Annotated in this window: 26 protein-coding genes; 13 read left to right on the forward strand and 13 right to left on the reverse strand. The window is 49.3% G+C overall.

What is annotated here, in order from left to right; translation table 11 throughout:
• Positions 1 to 87: 87 nt before the first annotated feature.
• On the reverse strand, positions 88 to 807 hold the full coding sequence (locus DYD62_RS15720; protein WP_115228394.1) for a pseudouridine synthase: 720 nt from the start codon (positions 805 to 807) through the stop codon (positions 88 to 90).
• 107 nt (positions 808 to 914) lie between these two features.
• Positions 915 to 2105 carry an SGNH/GDSL hydrolase family protein gene (locus tag DYD62_RS15725; protein ID WP_115228395.1) on the reverse strand — a complete coding sequence of 397 codons (1191 nt, stop codon included), beginning with the start codon at positions 2103 to 2105 and terminating at the stop codon, positions 915 to 917.
• Between the two features lie 475 nt (positions 2106 to 2580).
• Between DYD62_RS15725 and DYD62_RS15730 the strand changes: the two genes are divergently transcribed.
• The 5 genes from DYD62_RS15730 to DYD62_RS15750 all read left to right on the forward strand — a co-directional run bounded on the left by DYD62_RS15730 (position 2581) and on the right by DYD62_RS15750 (position 6748).
• A complete protein-coding gene (locus DYD62_RS15730; protein WP_115228396.1) occupies positions 2581 to 3339 on the forward strand; it encodes a sulfite exporter TauE/SafE family protein in 759 nt (252 codons plus the stop codon).
• Between the two features lie 46 nt (positions 3340 to 3385).
• Positions 3386 to 4201, forward strand: a complete 816-nt coding sequence (nudC, locus tag DYD62_RS15735) for an NAD(+) diphosphatase (RefSeq protein WP_115228397.1) — start codon at positions 3386 to 3388, stop codon at positions 4199 to 4201.
• A 103-nt stretch (positions 4202 to 4304) separates the two neighbouring features.
• On the forward strand, positions 4305 to 5192 hold the full coding sequence (locus DYD62_RS15740; RefSeq protein ID WP_115228398.1) for a DMT family transporter: 888 nt from the start codon (positions 4305 to 4307) through the stop codon (positions 5190 to 5192).
• Between the two features lie 27 nt (positions 5193 to 5219).
• Positions 5220 to 5786: a sugar O-acetyltransferase gene (locus DYD62_RS15745; RefSeq protein WP_115228399.1), complete on the forward strand. Its 567-nt coding sequence runs from the start codon at positions 5220 to 5222 to the stop codon at positions 5784 to 5786.
• Positions 5783 to 6748 (forward strand): hypothetical protein, encoded by a 966-nt coding sequence (locus DYD62_RS15750; RefSeq protein ID WP_115228400.1) that lies wholly within the window; start codon positions 5783 to 5785, stop codon positions 6746 to 6748. Before DYD62_RS15745 ends, DYD62_RS15750 begins: the two co-directional genes overlap by 4 nt.
• Before the next feature lie 94 nt (positions 6749 to 6842).
• Here DYD62_RS15750 and DYD62_RS15755 read toward each other — a convergent pair whose 3' ends face one another.
• Complete coding sequence (locus tag DYD62_RS15755; RefSeq protein WP_115228401.1) at positions 6843 to 7760, reverse strand: LysR family transcriptional regulator; 918 nt, start codon at positions 7758 to 7760, stop codon at positions 6843 to 6845.
• A gap of 131 nt (positions 7761 to 7891) precedes the next feature.
• On the opposite strand from DYD62_RS15755, the gene DYD62_RS15760 reads away from it, so the two are divergent.
• Positions 7892 to 8494 (forward strand): short chain dehydrogenase, encoded by a 603-nt coding sequence (locus DYD62_RS15760; protein WP_115228402.1) that lies wholly within the window; start codon positions 7892 to 7894, stop codon positions 8492 to 8494.
• A gap of 419 nt (positions 8495 to 8913) precedes the next feature.
• On the opposite strand, the gene DYD62_RS15765 is transcribed toward DYD62_RS15760, so the two are convergent.
• From DYD62_RS15765 to DYD62_RS15785, 5 genes are all read right to left on the reverse strand, one after another.
• The gene (locus DYD62_RS15765) at positions 8914 to 9624 is read right to left on the reverse strand and encodes an SDR family NAD(P)-dependent oxidoreductase (RefSeq protein WP_115228403.1); all 711 of its coding nucleotides are present in this window, start codon (positions 9622 to 9624) and stop codon (positions 8914 to 8916) included.
• A 69-nt stretch (positions 9625 to 9693) separates the two neighbouring features.
• On the reverse strand, positions 9694 to 11643 hold the full coding sequence (locus tag DYD62_RS15770; RefSeq protein ID WP_115228404.1) for an Ig-like domain-containing protein: 1950 nt from the start codon (positions 11641 to 11643) through the stop codon (positions 9694 to 9696).
• 311 nt (positions 11644 to 11954) lie between these two features.
• Positions 11955 to 12677, reverse strand: coding sequence for an acyltransferase (locus DYD62_RS24315; RefSeq protein ID WP_276527793.1), 723 nt, complete (start codon positions 12675 to 12677; stop codon positions 11955 to 11957).
• A gap of 1 nt (position 12678) precedes the next feature.
• Positions 12679 to 13599, reverse strand: coding sequence for a glycosyltransferase (locus DYD62_RS15780; protein WP_115228406.1), 921 nt, complete (start codon positions 13597 to 13599; stop codon positions 12679 to 12681).
• Between the two features lie 471 nt (positions 13600 to 14070).
• Positions 14071 to 14976 (reverse strand): LysR family transcriptional regulator, encoded by a 906-nt coding sequence (locus DYD62_RS15785; RefSeq protein ID WP_165928697.1) that lies wholly within the window; start codon positions 14974 to 14976, stop codon positions 14071 to 14073.
• A 91-nt stretch (positions 14977 to 15067) separates the two neighbouring features.
• Between DYD62_RS15785 and DYD62_RS15790 the strand changes: the two genes are divergently transcribed.
• The gene (locus DYD62_RS15790; RefSeq protein WP_115228407.1) at positions 15068 to 16030 is read left to right on the forward strand and encodes a DMT family transporter; all 963 of its coding nucleotides are present in this window, start codon (positions 15068 to 15070) and stop codon (positions 16028 to 16030) included.
• Here the strand turns inward: DYD62_RS15790 and DYD62_RS15795 are convergent.
• A complete protein-coding gene (locus DYD62_RS15795; protein ID WP_115228408.1) occupies positions 15957 to 16889 on the reverse strand; it encodes a LysR family transcriptional regulator in 933 nt (310 codons plus the stop codon). The genes DYD62_RS15790 and DYD62_RS15795 overlap by 74 nt on opposite strands.
• A 93-nt stretch (positions 16890 to 16982) precedes the next feature.
• Here DYD62_RS15795 and DYD62_RS15800 point away from each other — a divergent pair, with 93 nt between their 5' ends.
• Entirely contained in the window at positions 16983 to 17168 is a 186-nt protein-coding gene (locus DYD62_RS15800) for a hypothetical protein (protein ID WP_115228409.1), read from the forward strand.
• 37 nt (positions 17169 to 17205) lie between these two features.
• A complete protein-coding gene (locus tag DYD62_RS15805) occupies positions 17206 to 17685 on the forward strand; it encodes a GNAT family N-acetyltransferase (RefSeq protein ID WP_165928698.1) in 480 nt (159 codons plus the stop codon).
• Between the two features lie 196 nt (positions 17686 to 17881).
• Here the strand turns inward: DYD62_RS15805 and DYD62_RS15810 are convergent, their stop codons facing one another.
• On the reverse strand, positions 17882 to 18706 hold the full coding sequence (locus DYD62_RS15810; RefSeq protein WP_115228902.1) for a class I SAM-dependent methyltransferase: 825 nt from the start codon (positions 18704 to 18706) through the stop codon (positions 17882 to 17884).
• Positions 18707 to 19103: 397 nt separating this feature from the next.
• On the opposite strand from DYD62_RS15810, the gene DYD62_RS15815 reads away from it, so the two are divergent.
• The 3 genes from DYD62_RS15815 to DYD62_RS15825 all read left to right on the forward strand — a co-directional run bounded on the left by DYD62_RS15815 (position 19104) and on the right by DYD62_RS15825 (position 22546).
• Positions 19104 to 19832 (forward strand): carbonic anhydrase family protein, encoded by a 729-nt coding sequence (locus DYD62_RS15815; protein WP_207916603.1) that lies wholly within the window; start codon positions 19104 to 19106, stop codon positions 19830 to 19832.
• A 227-nt stretch (positions 19833 to 20059) separates the two neighbouring features.
• Positions 20060 to 22222 carry a YgiQ family radical SAM protein gene (locus DYD62_RS15820; RefSeq protein WP_115228904.1) on the forward strand — a complete coding sequence of 721 codons (2163 nt, stop codon included), beginning with the start codon at positions 20060 to 20062 and terminating at the stop codon, positions 22220 to 22222.
• 123 nt (positions 22223 to 22345) lie between these two features.
• A complete protein-coding gene (locus DYD62_RS15825; RefSeq protein WP_099398954.1) occupies positions 22346 to 22546 on the forward strand; it encodes a SlyX family protein in 201 nt (66 codons plus the stop codon).
• 72 nt (positions 22547 to 22618) lie between these two features.
• Here the strand turns inward: DYD62_RS15825 and DYD62_RS15830 are convergent, their stop codons facing one another.
• A complete protein-coding gene (locus DYD62_RS15830) occupies positions 22619 to 23317 on the reverse strand; it encodes a MarC family protein (protein ID WP_233702956.1) in 699 nt (232 codons plus the stop codon).
• 82 nt (positions 23318 to 23399) lie between these two features.
• On the reverse strand, positions 23400 to 23708 hold the full coding sequence (yqfB, locus tag DYD62_RS15835) for a N(4)-acetylcytidine aminohydrolase (protein WP_115228411.1): 309 nt from the start codon (positions 23706 to 23708) through the stop codon (positions 23400 to 23402).
• Between the two features lie 222 nt (positions 23709 to 23930).
• Here yqfB and DYD62_RS15840 point away from each other — a divergent pair, with 222 nt between their 5' ends.
• Positions 23931 to 24146 (forward strand): hypothetical protein, encoded by a 216-nt coding sequence (locus DYD62_RS15840; RefSeq protein WP_115228412.1) that lies wholly within the window; start codon positions 23931 to 23933, stop codon positions 24144 to 24146.
• A gap of 56 nt (positions 24147 to 24202) precedes the next feature.
• Here the strand turns inward: DYD62_RS15840 and DYD62_RS15845 are convergent, their stop codons facing one another.
• Positions 24203 to 25405, reverse strand: coding sequence for an MFS transporter (locus tag DYD62_RS15845; RefSeq protein WP_115228413.1), 1203 nt, complete (start codon positions 25403 to 25405; stop codon positions 24203 to 24205).
• Between the last annotated feature and the right edge of the window lie 56 nt (positions 25406 to 25461).

Raw genomic sequence — 25461 nt, forward strand, 5'->3', positions numbered from 1 at the left:
GCTAAAGCTATTTAATGACAAAGCCATAACAGATATATGACCAAGTAATGACATCAACAGCCTTACTCTACTCTTTCCCCAAGGGTTTTACTGCGCAGGCACCAACAGCGCCATTTGCGCCTCGGTTAAATAACACCACTGCCCTTCAGCTAAATCCATTTCAGCCAGCTTTAAACCGCCAATTTCGGAGCGGCGCAAACTGGCGCAATGATTACCTGCGGCGGCCAGCATGCGTTTTACCTGATGATATTTGCCCTGCTCCAGCACGATTTCCAGCTCGTTTTCACCCAGCTTTTTGCAATGCACAGCAGCAAGCGGCGCAGGCTCGTCGTTCAGCTGCACACCTGCCATTAAGAGTGTAATCAGCTCTTCTGTTACAGGCTCGGCGGTAATCGCCACATACACCTTAGGCACATGGCGCTTGGGGGACGATTGCGCGTGGATAAACGAGCCGTCATCCGACATCAGTAAGAGGCCGGTGGTGTCGTGATCCAAACGCCCAACTGGCTGCACTTCGCGCCAGTTAAATTGCTCAGGCAAAAGGGTAAGCACACCGGGGTGGTGGCTGGGTTTGCGTGAACATTCAAAATTGGCCGGTTTATTCAGCGCAATATACACATGCTCACGATAGGGCCAGCTTTCACCAAAGATAGTCAGCTCAAGGCCCGTAGTTTCAAAAGCGAGCTTAAAGTTGCTCACGATTTCGCCGTTTACGGCGACTTCACCGTCGGCAATCATCTCGCGACAACCCTTGCGCGTACCAAAGCCCTGCGATTGCAGGATGCGATCTAATGTTAATTTGCTCATGGGCGAATTTTACCGGATACACAGCGCCCAAGCGATAGCAGCAAATTAAAGGCAATAAAAAACCGCGCTTAAGCCCAAGGCCAAGCGCGGTTTTTTGTGGATAAAACTTACTTCACAAAACCTGAAGCCATTGCGGTACCTGCCGCTGTTTTACCTAAAATAGTATGCCCCGCAATAGTAGGGTGCACACCATCTGCAAACAGATAATTCGTATCTGCATTAGCTGCTACCAAGGTTTTTCCGGTACAAGTCAGAGCAGATACTTTTGTTGGATCATTTGTTGGTGGCAGAGCGCTCAGTGATGGCGTGGTGTCGTTATTACACGCCATATTGCTGGTATTCACCAAACCAAAACTCACTGGGCTGGCAATCGCTTTAGCCACAAGGCCTGCGGTATCTACAATCACCACCTGTTTCGCCGCCACTTCAGCGGCTAAGCCAGCAGCAACTGCTTTGTTATATTCAACTGAAAGCGTTGTTGCTAAGTCTTTTAAAGCTGTTGGTGCAAACTGTGGGGTAACGCCTAAATCTGGCATATTGGCATAGACCACTTTGCTAGCACCCATGGCAACCAAGGTTTTCACTTGCGTAACCATCGACGTTGCATTTTTGCCAATCGCAGCTTGAATCGCAGATGGTGTTGCGCTGCTTGGTGCGGCTGCAACCCCCGCTAAAAAGGCAAAGAAGTCATTGGGGCCACCTTGAATCAGCACCAATTGGCTGGCATTAAAACTAGTGCGTGCCGCTTTATACTTGGCAATTTGGCCTTTGATCGACAGCGCCGTTGCCGATTGGTAAGTCATACCGGGGGCGACCGTTACCAGACCATTGCTAATCGTTTGGCCTTTCGCATTTACCGTGAGCTCAGTGTCAATTCTTGAGCCACCTTCTGCATAAGCGTTGCCGCCCAGATCATAAATTTTGCCCATGGTGCTAGGTGTACCCACCGGAGCGCCAGTGACAGGATTGAGTCCGCTAAAGTTGACCAAGCGATTAGGAGTTAAATTTAAGCCATATTCAGCAGCAAAAAACTCAGTCCATACAGCCCCCGTCGGAGCGGTCGCTGGCTTAGTGGTAAAGCGCAAACCAACAGGAATATCGTTTGTCAGATCTGCATCTGCCGTAGTCGGGTTATACGTGCCGATATCGCTCAAGCTATCGCCAAAAGAAATCACTTCTTTAATATTGCGGGTGTCCGCTGGGGTACTTGCATCTCCGCCACCGCCACACGCAGCGAGCAAGGAGGTCAGTAGCAGAACAGCAAAGGGGCGGCTTGCCCGTGGCAGTGAAGAATTCATGTAAATCTCCCGTCTTGTTTTGATTAGCACAAGCCAAAGCCCGATGCTTTTTGTAGTAAACCCACTTGATGCTACGAATCAAACATGTGTTTGACAAGCCAAACTAGCCTAGGACTATCCCTAAGTCAGACCAAGTCTGCTTAAATTACTGCATAACTAGGGGCAATTGTAAGAAAACAGCAATATCATTGTGCATCAGCACAATATTCACAGAATGGTCTCCGGCTGCCACTTGATGCTGAATAAAAAGACTTATTTTTCTCCTTGATCATTTACTGACCCGGCTTAAAAACTTGCGTATCCTGACAAAAATCTACAAAAAGATTCAGCTCTCCTCTGTCCCTGCTAGGCAGTATTGATGTTTTTAAACGACAAACAAGCAAAACTCGTCTACTCAAAGTAGCCGCAGATTAAATAAATACAATTTTTATACTGATTTAAATCGATATACGCCCACCAGCCTAAGTAAACGCCAATGATTGAATTGCTCGCCTTATTTATTGTTTCTTTAATCGCCAATACGCTTTCTGCGCTGGCAGGCGGTGGCGCGGGGCTGCTGCAACTGCCTATTCTCTTGTTTTTAGGCCTAGCATTTCCTGTGGCACTGGCAACGCATAAAGTAGCCAGTGTGGCGCTGGGGCTAGGGGCCACTTTCAAACATTTAAAAGCAGGCACACTAAACTGGCGTTTTTCTGCCTTAGTACTAGCCAGCGGCTTACCAGGCGTACTGATTGGCACCCTCTTGGTCTTGCATATTCCTGAACAATTAACGCTATTCATCTTGGCGATTCTGACCAGTGGCTTAGGCCTGTACTCACTGTTTTCCCCAGCTCTTGGCCAGCAGCAGCAAAGCCGCCATCGCAGCGGCTCAAAACTATGGCTGGGCGTGGCCGGTTTATTTTTTATTGGCGTGCTGAATGGCTCTTTTACTTCGGGCACGGGCCTGTTTGTCACGCTGTGGCTAGTGCACTGGTTTGGCATGGATTACAAACAAGCCGTGGCTTACACCATGGTATTGGTGGGACTATTCTGGAATAGCGCCGGAGCCATTTCGCTGGCCCTGCAAGCTGGCGTTTACTGGCCGTGGATTCCAGTCTTACTGCTGGCCTCTGCCCTAGGCGGCTATCTGGGGGCACATTGGGGTTTAAAGCAGGGTAATCAGATGATTAAACGCTGCTTTGAAAGTGTCACTATTCTGACAGGAATATCACTACTGATTAAAGCTGTGCATTAAGATACGGGCATTGCAGAACCGCCCGACTCACTTTAAAGAATTGGCCATGCTTCCCACAGCGTTTATTCCCGAATACAAACATCTGCCAGCCAGCGCAAACAGTCTTTGCCTGGCTTTTATCGGCGATCAGCTTCTGGTTTTTTCCGATGGCCGCTTGCCAGAGCATTACGATTTACCAGCGCATGATTGCGCAGAAATTTCAGTACAAATTGGTAGTGTGGCGAGCCAGTCATGTGTGCTGATGGCCTGGCATAAAGACACACCCTATGCAGCGGATCTGCAAGCCATTGGCCTGCGAGCGGCTTGGGGTTTAATTGAAGACAGCCATTATTGGATTGCAGCAAGGGCACAGCAATTACTGACCTTTGACCGGCAGCATCGCTTTTGTGGCTGCTGCGGCACAGCAACCACTAGGATGAATAAAGAAACCGCCAGAGAGTGTCCGGCCTGCCTGCACCGTGCTTATCCCAGAGTTTCACCTGCAATTATGGTGCTGATTAAGAAAGACCGGCAGCTGCTGCTAGCCCGCTCGCCCCATTTTCGCCCTGGCGTTTACAGCGCACTTGCCGGCTTTGTAGAGGCAGGTGAAAGCTGCGAAGAGGCTGTTTTTCGCGAAATTTATGAAGAGGTAGGGGTAAAAGTCTCCAACCTGAGCTGGTTTGGCAGCCAAAGTCATCCTTTTCCGCACTCTTTGATGCTGGCTTTTATTGCTGATTATGTTTCGGGAGAGATCACACCGCAGGAAGGAGAGATCGAAGATGCGCAGTGGTTTGGCCTTGAAAACCTGCCCGAGCTGCCTGGGAAATCCAGCATCGCCTATCACCTGATCCAGGCGGGTTTAGCAAAAATAGCCCAAAAATAACAAACCAAGCTCAGGCAAACTCACAACTTAAACCACAGGATAAAGTGTTTAAAGGCGGAAAGCTGTTTCCAAAAGCACAAATAGCCAGAAGGGCAATCTCAGAATGCATAGTAACGCAAGCAGCTCCTCATTTCGCCTTGGCGTTATTCTGGCCATTTTTGCCGCTACGGGCTTTTCGTGCAAAGCCATTTTTGCCAAATTGGCTTACCGCCACGGCACAGACGCCATTACCTTAGTCTGCTTACGCATGTTATTTGTGCTGCTGATTTTAGCCAGCTACAGCCTGTGGCGCAGCAAAGCACGCTTGGCAGGGCGCGATTATTTGGCGCTGATTGGCTTAGGGCTTTTAGGCTATTACCTATCCAGCGTGCTCGACTTTATTGGCCTGACTACAGTCAGCGCCAGCTTAGAGCGGCTGATCCTCAGTCTCTATCCCACACTCACGGTGCTGTTTTCGGTGCTACTTACCGGCACGGTGATGACAAGGCGGATGAAACAAGCGCTGCCACTCACCTATCTCGGCATCGCGCTTGTGATTGCACCTGGCTTAGCTGAGGCCAATGCAGATTGGGTGGGCATCGGTTTCATTATGGCCAGCACCACCTGCTATGCCTTATATATGAGCCTAAGCCCAACGATGATTTCCCGAGTAGGAGCAATGCGCTTTACCGAGCTGGGGCTTACCGTTTCGAGCATTGCCGTGCTCTGCCATTTTTTAATCACTCATCCCATCAATGCCCTCGTTCAACCCCTACCGGTTTACGGCCTTGCTGCCGCAATGGCCGTTTTTGCAACCGTACTGCCGATTTATGCCACAGCCGCCGCCATGAGCCGTATCGGTGCCAGCCGCACTGCCATCATCGGCAGCCTTGGCCCCATGCTGTCTATTTTAATGAGCATAAGTATTCTGGATGAACGCTTGACGGCCATTCAATGGCTAGGCGCAGCCCTTGTAATGCTGGGGGTGTGGGTTGTAAGCAAAAAATCTTAAACGCAAACAAGCAAGGGAACGCCTGCTATGCCTGAAACGATTTACTATCATTTTAGCGACTTAGAAAACATTGACCCTGCCCCATTTATTAAAGAACAAGTGCTGCTTAAACAATTTAACAACAGCACGCCAGATGAGCGCCGCGAGCTGATCCCGGCACTCTTTGCAAAGGCAAAAGACGTCAATATTTATCCACCACTGTATTTATCACGCGGCTGGGAAGTTGAACTTGGCCCTAAAGTAATGATCAATCTGGGAGTTAGTCTCTTAGGTGGCGCCCCCATTACGATAGGGGAGCACAGTTTAATTGGTCCTCATGTTCAGATTATCACTGTTAACCACCCCGTCGATCCCACCGAACGCCAAAGGTATGCCTTTACTGCAAAACCTGTCCACATTGGCGCTAATGTCTGGATAGGCGCAGGGGCTATTATTTGCCCCGGAGTCAGTATTGGTGATCACAGCGTGGTGGGAGCAGGAGCGGTAGTTACACATGATGTGCCGCGCTGCACTTTAGTAGCAGGGAACCCTGCACGTGAAATCCGCAAGCTGGAAGAGCCCGACCTCAGTACACTTTATTTGGATAGCCCATGAAACTCTGGAATGCGCTCCGCGCTGTTTTTACCCGTGAACCCGCTGCGCCTGCCTGTGATCCAGCCCTGCTGACAGCATTAGCAGACAGCGCCAATCCGCGCATTAAACTAGCCAGCCGTTATCTGGCTCGCCTGCAAAATGCCTATGCCATTGCCCACTCATGGAGCGGGCGCATCGTGATGCAGTTGCCCGCGCCGGTAGAGCTGTCAAGCCGAAGCTGGAGCCAGGAAGCCCATACCCATGCGGCCTTTGGCACTGCCGAAAGCGTGCAAGAAACCATCAGCTATTCCGAAGAAGTCAGAAACTGGTTTGCACAAAATCCGCTAGCCGATCACGCTTATGCTGTTTTGATTATGCAAAGCCAGTTACAGCAACGCTATGGCATGGAAATCTGCGGCGACAACATCAGGCAGGATGTGGCCCAGCAAGTGCTGGTTTGCCGTGGCCAGCAAATCAGCCAGGTGGCGGGCAGCATTGCAGAATTGCAAGAAAAACTCATCAGTCGCCTGCTCAGGCTGCTGGCTAGCAACGCAGCCTGGCATATCGAAGCCAGAGAGCAATTTAAGCGCCAGCTGGAAACCGAGCTGAATGAAGTCCGCATGAGCTGGCGTTATTGCAAACCCACCGAGCCGCGCTATGCCGGACTCACACAAGAAGTAGAAAAACTCTCTGCAGAATTTAGCGCCTGCCGCAGCGCACTGGAGCCAGATGCCCTGCTCGCCCTGCTGGAAACCTCGCTAACCGATGCCAACAGCCATCTTAAACTGGAAATCCAATCCTTAAAGCTCGATAAAATGGGCGTACAAAGCCAGGCTGAAGATGCCGCAGAAATCACACTCTGCCATGTATTGGCAGAGCGCGGCCAATGGCTGGACCGCTGCATCCTGCCGGTTAAAATCTTACGCAGCGATGTGATCCAGCCCAAAGACTTCAGCCAGCGGCTGGATGAGGTGCTGTTTTAAGCGGCAGCCGCTGCAGCAAAAAATGCGGCAGACACAGAGCCCAATCTGGACACAGAGCACAGAGAGCCAAACAACAGATCTTGCACTTTGCAGCTCAATGCGTTGCCTGCTGATTGTGTGCAAACCAATCAGAGAGAAAATCGATCAGCACCCGCAGCTTGGCCGGCTGGGGCAGGCGCTGCGGATAGACTAGATATAACGATTGCGCAGGCAGGCTGTATTCGGGCAAAAGCGCCTGCAACTGCCCGCTGGCTAAGTCTCCGGCAATTAAGTAATAAGGCAAACAAACGGCCCCAGCGCCATCTAAGGCCAGATTTCTAAGCAAACCATAATCGCTGATTCTGAGCTCTGCCCTAATATCCACCGCGTGTAATTCATTGCCACGATTAAAAACCCAGTGACAAGGATCACGAAAGTGAGAGTTGGTAAGACAGGGCCAAGCCAGCAAATCGCTGGGTGAGGCCAGCTCTGGCGAGCGGGCAATACAAGCCGGGGATGCAACAAGGCAAAGCTGCGCCGATACCAAGGGCTTAGACACCAGCCGCTCGTGCCCCAAATAGCCGGATCGCACCGCCAAATCATAGCCATCGGCTTCTAAATCCCGCGGCTCGCGGCTGACATCCAGCTCGACTTCCAGCATTGGATATCGCTCACGCAGCGCTATTAATATCTGCGACATAAACACCCCACCAAAACTAGTCGGCACAGTGATACGCAATAAGCCTGCCACCTCTTCACGCAAAGCCTGCACAGCCTGCTGAGCGGCCGAAACCTGCGCCTGCCACGATTGGCAATGTGCCAAATAAACCTTCCCCGCCTCGGTGAGATTGAGTTTGCGTGTAGTGCGAAAAAATAGCGCGACTTTCAGCAGATTTTCCAGTTGCGATACCTGCTTGCTGGCATAGGATTTAGAACAGCCCAAGATTTCTGCCGCCCGTGTAAAGCTCCCTTGCTCTGCCACACAGGCAAAAGTATTGGCCCAAATCACTTGCTGATTGATTGTTTCCATCATGGCAACACTCGTTTGATTATTGAGCTAATTATCTTCGACAAAAGATTGTTTATGCTAGTGGCTGTACACAATCAAAGCTAATCAAAGGCATAGGGCCTGTTTAGCAAACCCAACTTCAGAGAAAGAAAACAATGAAAATCCTCGTTATCGGTGCCAATGGCACAATCGGCAAAGCTGTTGTTGCAGAACTAGTAGCACGCCATGAAATCATCACCGCCGGTAGAAGCAGCGGCGAATACAGAGTCGATCTAAAAGACGCAGCCAGCATCACCGCGCTGTTTAAAGAAGTAGGCAAAGTGGACGCGGTGATCTCTGCGGCAGGGAATGTACACTTCGCTCCGCTAGCCGAATTTAGCGCCGACCATTACGCCATTGGGATCAACGATAAACTGATGGGGCAGGTGAATCTGGCGCTGGCCGCGCAAAACGCATTAAATGACGGTGGCTCGATCACCTTAACCAGCGGCATTTTAAGCAGCGATCCGATTCGCTTTGGCAGCAGCGCCAGCATGGTCAACGCCGCCATCGATGGCTTTGTCAGAGCCGCTGCCATCGAATTACCACGCGGCCTACGCATCAACAGCATCAGCCCAACCGTATTACAAGAAGCCCTTGAAAGCTACGGCCCCTACTTCCGAGGCTTTGACGCCGTACCCGCCGCCAAAGTAGCGCTGGCCTACAGCAAAAGCGTAGAAGGCGCACAGACCGGGCAGGTTTATACAGTGAATAACTAACACCACGAATGTCCCGCAGAACACGGAGTTGCACAGAGAAAAAATGGGTTTGAAATAAGTTGTTTTGTAGGTTTTTAGTCTTTTAAAAACCCAGTAGTCTGCATTCATGCAGCAGCTCCTAGCACGGGGCTTCAATCCCCCTTGAAACACGCCGGAGCGAGGAACAAGCGGGGTGGGGTTTCGGCCAGGGGCAGCGAGGCATGAGCGAGTCCCGCCCGCCGCCGCCTCGATTGTCCGCAGAGAAGGGGCCTTCGTGTTTCGTGGGGCGGCCTTCTTTCGCTTCCTTTCTTGGCCGTTCAAGAAAGGAAGGCCCCCGCGGTGGCTACCGCTCCTAAATCAACGTGCCGAAGGCACTAAAAAGGTCTTTTTGATTTTGGTGAGCGCACATGGTGCTTCACCCGCCCTTCAAAAGATGAAACTCACACCTCTTCCACACTATATCGCTCGCCGCCCTGAATCTCAGAAGCCACCAGCCTTGCAATCGCCGCCGCCACATCTGCAGGCTGGCGCAATAGGCCCTGCTCTTTGCGGGCAATAAAGCGGCCAACATCGGGGAATTCTTCTGTTGTACGCGAGCGGATTTCGGCTTGCATGGCGGTATCCATTACGCCTGGGTCAAAATTAATACAGACCACAGGGTGAGCCGCCGTGCTTTGCTCCACCGCCAGCGCTCGAATAAAGTGCTCCAAGCCTGCTTTGCTGGCGCAATATAAAGACCAGCTGCCATAACCGCGAATTGCTGCGCCGGATGAAACCTGCAGCACGGTTTTACGTGCGGGCAGATCGCCAAAATGGCGGATAAACGCAGCAATAATGCGGATCGCCGCATTGAAATTCACACTCAGATTGGTGGCAATGGCCTCATCACTGAGCGTGGCAACCGGGGCCAGCGGGCTGAGCATGCCGGCATTATTAATCAGCAGCACTTCTTTCCATTCTTGGCTGGCCAGCTGGGAAAAATGCCTGTCAACCAGACTTGCCGCATTGCCTGCCGCCAGATCAACACTGATATGCCCTGCAAGCTGCCCACTGCGCGAAAACTCACACACCTGCCAGCCTTGAGCCTGGTACAGCTTGACCAGCGCCGCGCCCAAACCCGCAGATCCGCCGGTGATACAGAGTAATTTCATGTTTTTCCTTAGGTCTGTTGAAAATAATGCGGCCTCTCCCTTTATGCAGTAGGGCTGAAGCCTGCATATTTATTCAATATTGCTGATGGGTTTATCCCACAAGTCTGGGCGAGATGATTGAAATAATTCCTCACTCCCCCCTCTGCATTCAAGCGGGCCAATTTCCTGCCCTGCCTGAACAAGCAGCGGTGCTTTTACACTGGCTGCCGTATAGATTCCTTTAGCGGCTTGTCTGGCTTCAATCACCGTTTCACCTGCTTTTAGCAGCGTAACCCAGCCGGTTCTTTCATCCACAGCAGCAACCTCTGGCTGGCTACTGTAATAGCGGATCATCCCTTTGCTATTACTGGCAGGCGCTGGGATATAAAACGGTTCATCATCCAGGGTTTTGTTGGTCATCGTCAGCGCAGCCAGATCTGGCATAGGCAAAACGGCCTGTTGCTGAGGGCTGAACACAACATCATCTGCATTTAAAGCACCAAGCTGGGGCCGTGATAGCGAGCCCAGTTGCTCAGGGCTCATGTCGATCAAGCGCTGGGGAGGCAGAGCGCCCAGTTGTTGCGGGCTCAATACCGGCAGTAATTTTAATACGGCCAGCTGAGCTGCCGTTATGGCCGCAATCGCCCCGGGGGGTAATGAGCGCAATTGCTCAGCATTAAACAGCGCCAGCTCTGCCACGGGCATACGGGCAAACTGTGCTGGCAATACACTCTGCAGGCCTAAAAGCGTAGGGAAATTCATACGCTTTACCGAAACCAGCTTTGCATCTCCCCCCAGCTCTGCGGCGGCTTTGCTCACTTCCACCTCAATTTGCAGTATCGCGCCATCACTTTGCTGCACATCCAGAATATAGCTGCCTGCCTGCTGAAAACGTGTCAGCATCGCCCTGATTGTGCCTGCCTCAAGCACAAATAACTCCGCCCCACGCTCGCGAATTACGGCTTTATCTGCGCTCTGCAGTGCAATAATCGCCTTTACAGGCTGCAACAGTAAAATAGTCTGGCGGTTGCTGATATCAATACTCACCCCGCCTGCATCCGCATTTTTTTCAGGCACAACGCCGCTCAAGCCACTATAAACCAGTGCCGATTTAGGGGATGGCCGTTGAATAGCCTCGCTTAATACAGGAGTATAGGATTTGGGAGTAGGCAGATACTGCGCACAACTCCGGCTTTTCGTACCGCCCCCATACAAGGGAAGCGCATAACGCAGCACAACATTGCCTTGGGCAAAGTCCTGCTCCAGAGAGCGGGTAGCCGTCAGACTCCATTCATCCTTGGCAATCCCTAGGTTATACAGACGGCTGGATTCACTGCCGTTATAGCCCCCGCTAAGGCGCATGCAGTTGGCAAAATATTGGCTGTATTGCACTAAAGATTGCCGCTCATTTTCCCCCCACTGAGCCCCTGCTACATCCTGGGTACGCTGATAGCCCAGTCCAAAATCAAGCTTGGAAAAATAACTGGGTGCAAGGCTGATATTGTAAACAGCCCCCTGACGCCGGGTACTGGACATACGCGGATCAAAATACAGCTCGCTGCTGCTCTCCTGCGCGAGACCTTTGTTTTTAAGGCTTGGATCGGCGGCATAGACCGTGACACCCAGCTCTGATAAAACACGGCCCCTTTCCCAGCTCTTTTTTAGGTTCAACAGATAATTATTCTGCCGCATCTCCAGCTCATCACTGCCATATGTAAACTGAAACTGCTTCTGTGCCTGCTGCTGCCCTGCAGAAAGCCTTAAACACAAATGATCAGGGGTACTGAAAACACCCGTAAGCAGCGCCTCCTGAAAACCCTCACTCACCGCCAGATTAGCGCCCAAAGCAAAATAATCGCTCAACGCAAAGCCCGCATCCAGATTCAAAGCCGTTTGATTTGATTCCGAATAGGCAATGCTTGCAGTAAGACGCTCTGTTGCCGTCTTAAACCCTAGGCTTGCCCCATCGGCTTCCCAATTAATTTTACCCAAGCCGCTACCCTGAGCGTCGGGTAAATCAGGCAAATTTGCGGCGTGCAAAGCCGTGCAGCTCAGAAAACTAAGGAGATATATTTTTTGATACGATAGAAACGAAGTCACAGGCTTCCAGAATCAGTCTGCAGAAAGGCAAGCAAGAAATCTAATGAAAGCCACCCTCATTGTCTTGGTAAAAATACGCTCATCTCCGATGAAGCTGGCCCCTCTTTAAGAAAAAGCCCCCATGCAAGGTAATGCCGTTCACTTAAGGTATTGGTTTTGCTTCCCCCTTTTTCAAAGGGGGGAAATTAAGCAAAATCGCTTAAGTAAACGGTTTTACCCATGCAAGGGGGCTTTAGCCGCTGGACCTCAGCCTAAAACACCGCCAGCATTTTTTCCACAGCGCTGACATCCACTTGATGATCGCTTTGCAAATGCTTTACCACTCTGGCTGGATTGCCCGTTACCACGCAAAAAGGTGGTACATCTTCACTGACAACTGCCTGAGTACCAATCACTGCGCCCTCGCCGATTGTTACGCCTTTCAGAATGGTTGCACCGGCGCCAATCCAAACGCCGTTACCAATCCGCACCGGAGCCGAGCGGATTCTTGCCGCCTCGCCAGCCTGCCCACGTCCAAGCAAGGGATGACCACTGCTATCCATAATGGTAACCATAGGGCCAAAAATAACATCATTGCCAATCTCTACGCGCTGATAAGCCAAAATTGCAGCGCCCTGCAATACCACCCGGTCACCAATTTTTATTTGCCCAACCGGGCCGTCATTAATTTGCACCGTGCTAAGTTTAACCGGCAAATTATGAAATGCAGGAATATGGCCAGATTCGATATAACACTGACTGCCAATCGTAATACTGCCCGCAAACAGAGCCTCATCTATTTCCCGCTCTGCCAAATCTGCATCCAGCAGCTCTTTATCAATCACCCTTGTATACGCTAAACGAGGCGTGCCTGAAAAATGCGTATTTGAACCAATATTAACCTGATACCTGATGAGTTTTTCCGGCACATTCTCGGCTGGGCTGCCAGCTAATTCAGGCGCAATAAGATATATATTCTGATATTCGCAAGGCATTTTATGCCCCCTCTGTTTCAAGCAATTCGGCGCGTTTAGTTTTTTTAATCGCATAATCGCGATGAATTTTAATGACTTTATTTAATGAATATTTTTCATCATTTAAGTCTTTGCCATAAAAGCTGGTTGACCATAGCTGATACTTCTGATGAATGCGTAAAGCGGCGATTTCCGATTGCTCTTTTTGATCATCCACTTCTTTCTTATGTGGCCAATGGAATGATACGGCTTCGCGCTCCATTGAAAACTGATTGTTATTCAAATGTAAACGCACGCCTAAATCAACATCTTCCCCGCCCCAGCTATTAAATGATTCATCAAATAAGCCTGCTTTCAAAAGCTGCCCGCGCTCGGCTGATGCATGGCAAGTCCAGAAGATATCAAAGGGTGCAGGCCAGTTGCTGATGTTGTCACCCAGCTCATCGTATTGCTGCTGGCGAATATCATGCGCGCCCAGCAAGGCCAGCCGATTAATGGTGGCATCAGGCGTTTGATAATCAATCTGCGCTGACATTTCTTCCAGCAGGCTGTTATCCACTTCAAAGCCATAAACATAGCCAATAATCACCACCGGAAACTCAGACTGGCTGTGCACTTGAGCGTGCACTTCCAGTGTTTTGCTGCCCAGCAGCACACCAGTATCAATAAAAACAATATATTGGCCTTCGGCAATGGCGGTCCCAATATTGCGCGCCTTGCCCGCCCGGAAGCCTTTGTCTTCTTGCCAGAAATATTTGATATTCAGCTGCTCAGCAAACGCACTGACCACCTCTTCGCTATTATCCGAGCCGCCATCATCCACCACGATCACCTCAAATAATTGCTTGTCCAGCGTTTGCAAAACCAGAGACTCAAGGGTGTAGCGTAATAAATCGGCCCGATTATAAGTGGGAATTACAACACTGATCTGTAGCTTAGACATGCTCTTTCCTTTGACTTCAAGTTGATCAAAAACCCAGCTTGAATACACTTTGAATAATCAAGCCGTGAGACTTCGTATGACTGTTGAGCAAAGCAGATGGCCGCAAAGCAACTACATCAGCGGCTCATGATGTAAAATTTAATTTCAAACATCAACAATTAAATGACAATTTAAAGTAAGTATCTTATGTTTATTTACTTTATATTGCTTTCAATCAGCTGTAAATAGTATGCCAATGTAGTTTTGTAACAGATTTTTTTGTAGTATCGCGTATTTTTACTACAATGGAATATTACGAGGGAATAAATCCAAGGCGAAGCCCACCTCTTGCTTACAAAAAGGGATCCGCCCTGAGTGGGATAAAGTAATCAGAATAGAAAAGGAGTGGCAGCCTGAGCAGGCAGCATAAGAACGCAAGATTTACAGAATGAAGCCAGGGCGAACACCCCGGCGCAAAGCACAGCTTAAAACCTATGAATCTAAAACCTGAGCCAGAAGCTTAGTCAAAAAGTTCTTCATGGCAAGCACGCGCTGGCTTGCTTTTAAATCACGGTGATAAACCAGCCAAAGCTCTCGCGACGGCACCACCGACGGGGCATCCAGTTTAACCAGTGTTTCGTCAATATCGCCCACATATTCCGGCAGCAGGGTAATGCCCAGTCCGCATCTGACCGCCACATACTGAGTATGCAGCGTATTGCCTTTAATCAGCGGGGCACGGTTTTGGGTAATCTGCTTTAACCATTTCACCATTGGCAAATAGGCCCAGCAATCGCTTAATTCAATAATAGGCAATGCCTGCCACGGGTCTTGATTTGGCCCCAAATCTGCCAATAAAGACTTTAAACAATAGGGCGCAAAATGCACATAACCCACAAAATGCGTGATGTAATCTTGGTTATTATCGACCACAATTGAGTCGCCATAACGCAAGGCCACATCCGCCTCCCGCCTGGCCAAATTAGCCGGTAATGCACCCACTAACAGCTCTACCTGCATTTTTGGATAAAGCGTCAGAAACTCCGGCATATGCGGCATGATTAAATAACTGGCTAATGATTCAGCCGCAGCCAGCCTGATTAAGCCGCTGACCTGATCAATGGATTGCAATTGATCGCTATTTCTTTCCACGGTGAACATAGCATTTTCAACCTCGGTCACCCTTGCCAGAATGCTCACCCCCTGATCGGTAAGCAGATAACCAATTTGCTGCCGCAAAAACAGCTTAACCCCTAGGCGGTTTTCCAAAGCTGAAATATGCCGGGACACTGTTGATGCGCTGCTACCCAGCTTAAGCGCTGCCGCACTGAGGCCACCTTCACGCGCCACCGCCAGAAAATACTTTAAGTCATTCCAATCCAAATCAGTATTTTTCATTTTTAGAAAACTGTTTTCCATTCAGGGCTAAATACATCTCAAGGATCAGCAACAATAATGACGGCAATTTCAAGCCAAAGCAGTACACACCATGCCACATTTGCTGACGTATCTACAACTCACACTGACTGTCTTCTTCTGGGGAGCAGTATTTCATATCGGCAAATATACAGTGCAATTTTTATCCCCCATGGTGGTTGGCAGCTGGCGGTTTATCATTGCTGGCTTAATGCTTTTTGCGTTTGTTTCTTTGCGTGAGAAATGGGATATTCAAGCGTTACGCAATAATATTCGCCCATTATTATTTATGTCTGTGATTGGCATTATGGGCGTCAATTTTTCTTTATTTTATGGATTACAGCTAACCTCGGCCATTAATGCCGGTTTAATTATGGCGCTCAGCCCTATTCTTACCGCGCTGCTCACGGCTTTTTTTCAAAAAGAATCACTGAACAGCCAGCAAATACTGGCCATGGGATTAAGTTTTTTTGGCGTAGCCATTGTTGTTAGCGGCGGCTCTATGCAAACCATCCGCGATTTACATTTTGCCCTCGGCGATGCTCTGGTTCTTATTGCCAGCTTTAGCTGGGCTTTATATTCAGTGATTCCAAAACGCTTTGTCCGTGGCGTATCCCCCCTGCACACCACCACCGTCACCATTATGATGGGGGCCGCCTTTATGACAGCCGTTTCAGCCAGCATCAGCAGCGATTTTTACACGATTCCCGCATGGAATGTTTTGCTGGCTATTGCAGCCATGGCCTTCTTTTGTACAGCACTGGCCTTTGTGTGGTGGAATGAGGGCCTGCGCAAGATTGGCCCGGCACAGGGGGCCATCTTTATGAATCTGGCACCAATATTTGCAACATTAATTGCCATTGCGCTTGGCCAGTCGCCCAGCCTGCCGCAATTTATTGGCATGATCCTGATCATCAGCGGCGTGGTTTATAACTCGCGTAAACCCGGCACGCCCAAATTATTCAGCCGGCCAGCGTATCAGCGCTCATCGATTCCTTCAGCTTTGCCTGCAAACGTGGCACCGCAAACTGAATAAATGCTTCGTATTTTTTAGGCATGGGCTGCCGGTAAGGAAATACCAGAAAATACGGCTTAGGGGTAGCTAGCCAATCCGGCAATACCGCTTGCATTAAGCCCTGACGCAAATAGGGTGCCGCAATAATATTATCCAAGAGGCCCACGCCGTAGCCCGCCTCCACCGCACTGGCAATTGCCCCAAAGGTATTGCACACCAGTGTAGGCCGCAGCTCTACCCTGACTACTTCGCCGTTTTTCTCAAGCTGCCAGCCCATCTGCTCGTGCAGGCTTTCATGGCAAAACACTTGATGCTGCTGCAGATCACAAGGATGCTGCAATTTGGCCGCCTTAGCCAAATACAGCGGCGATGCATAAAGGCGTTTTTGAGTAAAACCTAGGGGCCGCGCTACCATGCTGTCATCCAGCACCGTGCGTGAATGCAGGCAAAAATCGATTCCCTCACCAGCCATATCCTGCAGCTTATTTTGCGCAGTCATATGGACCTGCACCCCAGGATATTGAATAGCAAACTCGGCCAGAACCGGTGCCAGTACATACTGCCCTATGCCACTTGGGCTGCTGATCAGCAATGGCCCAGCCAGCTGATCCTGCATACTGCTGACTTCTGCTTTCAAGCCCTCCATCAGTACCCGCAATTGCGCAGCCCGCATGGCCAGCGTTTGCCCCACCTCGGTCAGTGTCACCCTTCTGGTGGTCCGTAAAACCAGCACGGCACCTAAATCAGCTTCCAGCCGCTTAATATTTTGGCTTACATAGCTTTTAGCACAGCCCAATTCATCCGCCGCTGCAGTAAAGCTTCTCAGCCTGGCAAGCGCATCAAACACCAGGAGCGCATCGGACGAAGGCATTGTTTTCATAGAGGAACAGTTTGTCCAGTTATCATGGGTTTATCCAGATAATGAATCAAAATACACTCCAATTACAAATTTAAAAAGCAAATTGGAGATACCATGAAAGCACTAATCAGCAAAATGCTAGTTAAGCCAATGGCATTCTGTGATACCCGCCATCACGGGCATGGGTTCCATGCAAAAGCAGAAACAGATGAAGGCCTTGAGCACCGCCTGCGCAAAGCAGCGATGATTGCAGCCGCCAGAATGGAAGAATGGCGATGTCGATGCAGAGAGCGGGTTTAATCCCGCCAGTACAAATTAATTTATGGGGATGAAAACAATGAATATAAAAAGGGCAAGCCTGGAAGACTTAAGCGATATCTGCATTCTGGCCGATGAAATTGCCACACAACACAATCTGCAGCAGCCAGAAATATTTGCCCCGGCATCAGGCATAATTCGTGACAGAGATTTATGGGCATCCTGTATTACGGCAGAAAACGGGGTGATGTTTATCGCCAGATCTTCCGGCCAAATCGCTGGATTTGTAAGCGCTCAAATCACTGACACCTCAGCGATTACGCTTTTACAGCCCCGGATTATTTGCAGAATTGGAACTATTCTTGTCTCTCAGGCACAGCAAAGACGAGGCTTGGGTAAAGAGCTGATTAATACTGTAGAAAAATGGGCAGCAAGCAAAAAAGCCTGTGAAATACGCTTAGAAGTCTTTAAATTTAATCAGCAGGCCATTGATTTTTATGAAGCTCAGCATTTTCTGCCGCAATCTCAAATCATGACAAAGAAATTGAATCATGAATAAACAAATGCATCGGTGTAAGTGTTTGCCAGCAGCATCGCCAGCCAACACTTACCTCAATCTGCGCCAAGGGCTTTGGCCACGAACTTATTGAACCAACGGTGTTTTCGCGGCTAAAACCACGCCAACAAAAAAACGCCTTCTTTTACCCTCTTTATTAACAGAGCCGGATTAACGTTTTTTTCGCCTTAGCCATCGATTACGCCGTAAAAAACCGCTCACCCATTTCATCCAAGCCCAGCTCGGCCAGCACGGCAGCAAGGCGTTCGGCGGGTTTGCGGCGTGGCAAGTTTTTATACTGGGCGATAATTAATTCGTTTTTCATCGAATGCTCCCAGCCTACCAATTCCGTTACCGTCACTTGGTAACCGTGCGCTTCCAATTGCAGGCAACGCAATACATTGGTGATTTGGCTGCCAAATTCACGGGTATGAATCGGATGACGCCATATTTCTGCCAGCGGGTTCTTCAGTGATTTAGCCTTGTTTTTACGCAGCACGGTTGCCACTTCGGCCTGGCAGCAGGGCACCAGCACCATAAACTTGGCTTTCTTTTTAAGCGCAAAAGCAATGGCATCGTCGGTGGCGGTATTACAGGCGTGTAGTGCCGTAACTACATCAATGGTATCAGGCAAGAGGTCAGAATCTGTTGATTCTGCCACCGATAAATTCAGAAAAGACATGCCGGGGAAGTTAAGACGCTGAGCTAATTCTTGCGATTTTTTAACCAGCTCATCGCGGGTTTCAATGCCATAGATATGACCGGAGCTCGGCTTATCTTTAAAGAATAAATCGTAAAGAATAAAGCCCAGATAAGACTTACCCGCGCCGTGGTCAACCAAGGTGACTTCAGGGTGATCCGCCTGCACTTCTTTTAAGAGTGGCTCAATAAACTGGTAAAGATGATAAACCTGCTTGAGCTTGCGGCGGCTATCTTGATTGAGCTTGCCGTCGCGGGTCAGGATATGCAGCTCTTTGAGCAGTTCGACCGACTGGCCGGGCTTGATTTCGTGATGTTCTGTCATGGTGCGTCCAATGGCTGAGCTTGCAGCAAGGCGCAATTCTACCCCTTCTGAGCACTTGCGGCACTTTGTAAACTTGCCACGGCTTATCCGGATATGCAGCCCATTAAATCAGGCATAAACCCACTTAAATCAAAAACAGCGGCCTTCTCGTATTTGAGCCGATCAAGTCATCCTCCTGCATCCATCCTGAAAGCTGCCGCTCAGTCAATATGAATACCTGAACGCAACAAAGCATGCTAAAAATAATCAGCCTTACGTAAGAAAAAAGAAAAACAAAAACACAAAACTTTCATTATCTTTTATAAAAACGAAAGTAAACTTGTTGCAGCTATGAACAACTGCATTTCATTTACGCAAAGCAGATAGCAAATAAGCCAATCAACCCCAAGGAATAAAGATGAAATCACTGACATTCATTCGACCACTGGCACTTTCACTGATGCTGGCTTCTGCACTGGCTTCTGCATCTGATGATCATGGCGGCACAGTCAAGCCTGAGCCCTATGCCGTTGGTAAAACTATGACTAAAGCGGTGCAAGCCAGTATTACGCCAAGCGCCGCTCTGGATATTTTAAAAGCAGGTAATCTGCGGTTTGCCAGCAATAAATCGATTAAACGCAATTATAAAAAACAAGTGACGCAAACAGGCCTAGGCCAGTATCCGTTTGCCAGTGTAGTTTCCTGTATTGATTCACGCTCAGCGCCAGAATTAGTGTTCGATCAAGGCATCGGCGATTTGTTCACCGCCCGGGTAGCCGGTAATACCGTAAATGAAGATATTCTTGGCAGCCTGGAATACGCAGCCAAAGTAGCCGGCTCACGCGTAATTGTCGTACTGGGCCACAGCCAGTGCGGTGCAATTAAAGGCGCTTGCGATGATGTGAAATTGGGCAATCTGACGGGCTTAATCGATAAATTAAAACCTGCTGTTGAGGCCACAAAAACCGATGGCGAGCGTAACTCTAAAAACCATGAATTTGTACAAAAAGTGGCCGATGAAAATGTGCATCTCACCGTGCAAAAAATTCGTGATATGAGCCCAATCCTGAAAGAGATGGAAGATGAAGGCAAAATCAAAATTGTTGGTGCGATGTATGACGTAGGCACCGGCAAGGTAAGCTGGTAAGCGATAGCAATAGATATCTTATTGATTTAAAAGATACGGGGAGCGATTACTCCCCGTATTTTACTTTCCGCGCTCTTCTGCACAGAAAATCAGCCCCCCGAGTATTTAAGCTTATTTCCCTGCCGTTCAGAGGCAGCATTTACATATCCTCATGAAAAACAAGCATTTTTTTGATGCAGCGGGGCTAAATCTGCGACAATGCGCGATTAGTATTGCTCATCAAAGCCATGAATCCCGCTCCTACTGCTATTTCTACCCTGCCTGCAGGTGTTTTCCCCCGCAAACCCGCCCCCTTCCTGCCTATGAGCCGTGCCGAGATGGACGTATTGGGCTGGGACGAGTGCGACATTATTCTGGTCACAGGGGATGCCTATATCGATCACCCCAGCTTTGGCATGGCCCTGATTGGCCGCCTTTTAGAAGCGCAGGGGCTGCGGGTCGGGATTATTTGTCAGCCAGACTGGTTATCTGCGGACGAATTTAAAACGCTGGGTAAACCAAGGCTCTTTTTTGGCGTGACCGCGGGCAATATGGATTCGATGATTAACCGCTACACCGCAGATAAAAAGCCACGTTCCGACGATGCCTATACCGCTGGCGGCATGGGTGGTAAGCGGCCTGATCGCGCCGTTACGGTTTACTCCCAGCGCTGCCGTGAGGCTTATCCCGGCGTACAGATTATGATTGGCGGGATTGAAGCGAGCTTGCGCCGCATTGCTCAGTATGATTACTGGAGTGATAAAGTTCGCCAGTCGGCGCTGATTTACTCCAAGGCCGATATTCTTTTATTTGGGAATGCCGAACGCGCCTTGGTTGAAGTCGCCCAGCGCGCAGCTGCGGGCGAAAAACTTAAAGATATGAAGGATATTCGCGGCACGGCGTTTATGAGCCCACAGGGCTGGCTGCCTGAAGGCTGGGCAGAGCTGGATTCCACCACGGTAGATACCCCAGGCCGCATCGATAAACATATCGACCCTTATGAAATGCTGCCGGAAAAGTCTGAAAAAGACATCACCCCGGCCAGCGACACCAAGGCGATTCGCCTGATCAGCAAGGCCGAGCGCATTGCCGCTAAGCAGGCCGACCGCCAGCACACGGTGATCCGCATTCCGGCTTATGAAGCGGTGGCTTTTGACCCTGTGCTCTATGCCCACGCCAGCCGCACCCTGCATTTAGAATCTAACCCCGGCAATGCCCGGGCGATGGTGCAGCAGCATGGCTCGCGTGATGTGTGGATTAACCCGCCACCGATTCCGCTGAGCACGCCGGAGATGGATTATATTTTTGGCCAGCATTACGCCCGTAATCCGCATCCAAGCTATGGCAAAGCGCATATTCCGGCTTGGGAAATGATCCGCTTCTCGATCAACATTATGCGTGGCTGTTTTGGCGGCTGTACTTTCTGCTCAATTACCGAGCACGAAGGCCGGATTATCCAGAGCCGCTCGGAAGAATCTATCCTGCAAGAAATCGTCGATATCCGCGATAAAACCAAGGGCTTTACTGGGCAAATTTCTGACTTGGGTGGCCCAACTGCCAATATGTATCGCCTATCGTGTAAAGATCCAAAAATCGAATCGTCCTGTAGGCGCTTAAGCTGTGTTTACCCCGGCATTTGCGAAAACCTGAATACCGATCATGCGCCGCTGATTCAGCTGTACAAAAAAGCCCGCAAAATTGATGGCGTTAAGCGCATTACCATTGGCTCTGGCGTGCGTTACGATATCGCGGTGGAGTCCCCTGAGTATGTCAAAGAGCTAGCCACCCACCATGTATCGGGCTATTTAAAAATCGCGCCGGAGCATACTGAAGAAGGGCCTTTATCTAAGATGATGAAGCCCGGCATCGGCACGTTTGAGCGCTTTCGCGAGATGTTTGATTATTACTCTGAGCAAGCAGGCAAAAAGCAGAGCCTGATTCCCTACTTTATTGCGGCCCACCCCGGCACCAGCGATGAAGATATGCTTAACCTTGCGCTATGGCTGAAGAAAAACGACTTCCAGCCTGATCAGGTACAGGCCTTTACGCCTACACCGATGGCGATGGCGACCACCATGTGGCACACCCGCCGTAATCCTTTAAGAAAGCTGGCAAGAAGCTCGGAAAAGGTAGATGTCATCAGAGACGGCCACCGCCGCAAGGTTCACAAAGCCTTCTTGCGCTATCACGATTCAGATAACTGGCCTATCCTGCGCGAAGCCTTAATCGCCATGGGTCGTGCAGATCTGATTGGTAACACACCAAGACATCTGATCCCTGCACAGCAACCCGGCGAGAAGTTTGTGCACGAAAAAAACAACGTCGTGGTTCGCCGCACTGATAAACCTAAGGGCAAAAAAACCTTCGGCAGAAGCCGTGATGCGGCGGCTCAGGGCACTAAAAAACGGTAAAGAACCCCCTGTATACAGAGCATAAAAGCCGCCCATGGAGAAAACCCAATCAGACGCTTTAGTTTGAAAGGTTTTTTCTCTGTGAGCTTTGTGTCTGCAGAAATTTATGCCTGAGAGCAAAATATGAACTTAGAAAGCCGTATTACCGAGCTGGAAATCAAGCTGGCGCTGCAAGATGAGCTATTAGAAGAATTAAACCGCATCGTAGCCACTCAGCAGCAGCAGATGGATCAGGTTGTGAATGAATTACGCTGGCTGCAACAGCAAGAACCCAGCGGCCCGGCGCAAAAATCCTTATTTGATGAAGTACCACCGCATTATTAATTTCAGCCAATAAAAAAAGGACCTATGCAGCAGAGTCAGTGCTTCATAGGTCCTTTTTTATGCTTCAAACTTTTAAGCAGGCTTTAAGTAATGCACCAACAGCTCGCCAAACAGCACACTAAAACCATCCCAGAAAATCTGAATCCCGATGCACATCAAAATAAATGCAGACAGGCGCAGAAAAATAATCGACCCCGTGCTGCCCAATAGCTTAAGCAGACGCTCTGCATGGCGGTAGCACAGATACAAAGAATAAGAAGTAATCGCCACAGCGGTCAGACTGGCTAAAGGCATTGAAAACTTCTGCAGGCCCGGGCCGTTAAACCCAGCTCCCAAAGCAATCGCTACAGTAATCGACCCTGGTCCTACCGTAATTGGAAAGGTCAGCGGGTAAAATGCCCGCTCGCGTAATTCTTCATTACTTGGGCGGGTAGCCCCTACCTGCAGCATACCTGCAGACTTATGGCTGTCATCGCCCGAGCTCATCAATTGCCAGCCCGCCGTCGCCACCAGCAAGCCACCACCAATACGCACAATAGGCAGCGATACACCAAAAAACTCCAGCACATAGCTACCAATAAACATACTGATCAGCAGCAAAATAAAACTATAAATCCCCACTCGCCGCGCCAGAATCGTCCGCTCCTGCGAGTTGTAATCTGCCGTCATGGTTAAGAATATCGGAGCATGGCCCGGCGGATTTAAAATGGGCATTAAAGCGCCAAAAACCAACAGCATATTGCCAAAAAATACGGTTAAGGTTTGCAGCATCTGGATTAAAACCTTGCAATAAACAGCAATGAAAATGACATTTTAAACGAAGCAAAATATAAAAAATGCCAAAGTATTATGGTTACTTTACCAATTCAAACTGAATCACATAAAAATGATCCTGCCCCGGATAAATTTCTTTAATAAGCTGCTTTAATTCTGGCAAGCCCATATTCTCCTGTGCGGCATGCAAGGGGGTTAAATCCGCCCAATCGGTCTGCGTTACCGACAAAACCTGCACACGGCAAAACCATAGCCCTTCTTCCAGAGTGCTGACTTCCAGAATATCACCTGCCTGCACATTCGCTTCGCTGGAATCACGAATAGTGATGGTTTTGCGCTCTGCAAGAATATCGTCAACAAAACGCTTAAAAAAAGTAATCTTCTGCATACCATTCTTCCCTGGAAATATGAACTACACGCTATAAGCAAGACTAAAAACACACGGCCAAGCCGTCATATAAAGAAAAAAACATCAAACTACTTTTTGATCAAAGGCTTATAAACAGCCGCCTTTGCAATGCCATGTAGATAATCACACAAAAGTGTAGTTGTACCACTTAAATTTACACTATAAAATTCGTAGTAATACTACATACATAAGAGATACGCCATGATCAGCCTGTTAGCCAGCCTTTATCACTTTTTCTTTTCTGCATCGCACAATATTGCCATTAACACCCGTGTAAACCGCATCGCCACAATTGATGGCTCAGAAAAAATTGACGGGCTGGTCATGAAAGTTGAGGGTGGCCGTGCTCGTGTATGCTGGAACAAGGGCGAAAAAACCCAAGAAGACTTAAGAAACCTGGTCACCATTGTCGACTGATCAAAGCAGTACAACAATGAACAAATCAAAAAAGGCTGACCGGGATCAGCCTTTTTTTATGAAACTGCTTTAACCCGCCTCGCCATCCAGATTGCCAGCAAGCCAAATACACAGCTTAAATAGCCTACCCAATCAAAATTAATAATTCTGCCACTGCTGCTTTGCGTCATAATCGTGCCCGCCAAAAGTGCAGCCACACCCGAGGCAAAGTTTTGCGTTGCGGAATTAAACGCCATTAAACGCCCGCGCATTTGCGGCGCTGTGGCCCCTGTAACCATTGCCGTGGCAGGAATAAACCGGCCGCTTACAAAAACAAAAAAAAGTGTAGAAAACAAAAGCTGCCATGCCAGCGCTAAAGCAAATGTTTGTGTAACCAGAATCAGCGGTACAAAACTTGCAATAACCAAATAGCCAAGAATGCGTGTGGGCGAATAGCGATCAATCAGCCCGCCTATAAACGGCCTTGAAAATAAAGTGGCCACGCCGCCCAATAAATACATATAAACCAGCTCATGTGTCGTTAAGCCGGAATTACTCACCATAGTGGATGCGATATAGGGAATCACACAAAAACCCGATAAAGTCAGCATGGCGGTTACGCCGCAAGCCCACCAGTGATTCATATCCGCAAACAACTCCTTATATCCGGCCAGCAAACCCTGGGGCGCCTTTGTTAAATGGCCTTTAACGGAGGGCAATAAGTACCAGACACCAATCCAGACCAGAACACACATCGCCGACAGCGCCACAAAAGGCATCCGCCAGTTAGAGTGAGCCGCAATAAATAAGCCCAGCGGCACACCCGCCACGGCGGATAAAGAAAAGCCCAACATCACCCAGCTCATTGCCCAGCCCCGGCGCTCAGGCGGAATTAAATCTCCCACAATGGCAAAAATAATCGAGCCAATCACTCCGCCAAAAATACCTGCAAGGCCACGGGCCGCTAATAAGCTATAAAAACCCGTCGCTGCCGAGCATGCCATCGTTGCCAGCACCAGCCCTGCATAACACACCAGTAAAGCCTGCCGCCGGTCAAAGCGATCCGCTAAAGATGCCGCCAATAATGAGGCCACGCCCGCTGCCAGCGAATACGCTGAAACTAAAAACCCAAACCGTGCCGTATCAATATGCATCTCGCGCATTAAATCAGGCGCAAGCGGCATCAGAATCATAAAATCTGCAATAGAGGTAAACATCACCAGCATTAAGACCAGAAGCATGGCCTGAGTACGGCGTTCCGGATTAAGCGATTTCAGCATGCAAAGCTTCCTAAAAATAAATAAATACTTTGAAGGCAAGCTGCCCCCTCAAGAAA

This window comes from Iodobacter fluviatilis (genome assembly GCF_900451195.1).
In the GTDB taxonomy this organism is placed as follows: Bacteria; Pseudomonadota; Gammaproteobacteria; order Burkholderiales; family Chitinibacteraceae; genus Iodobacter; species Iodobacter fluviatilis.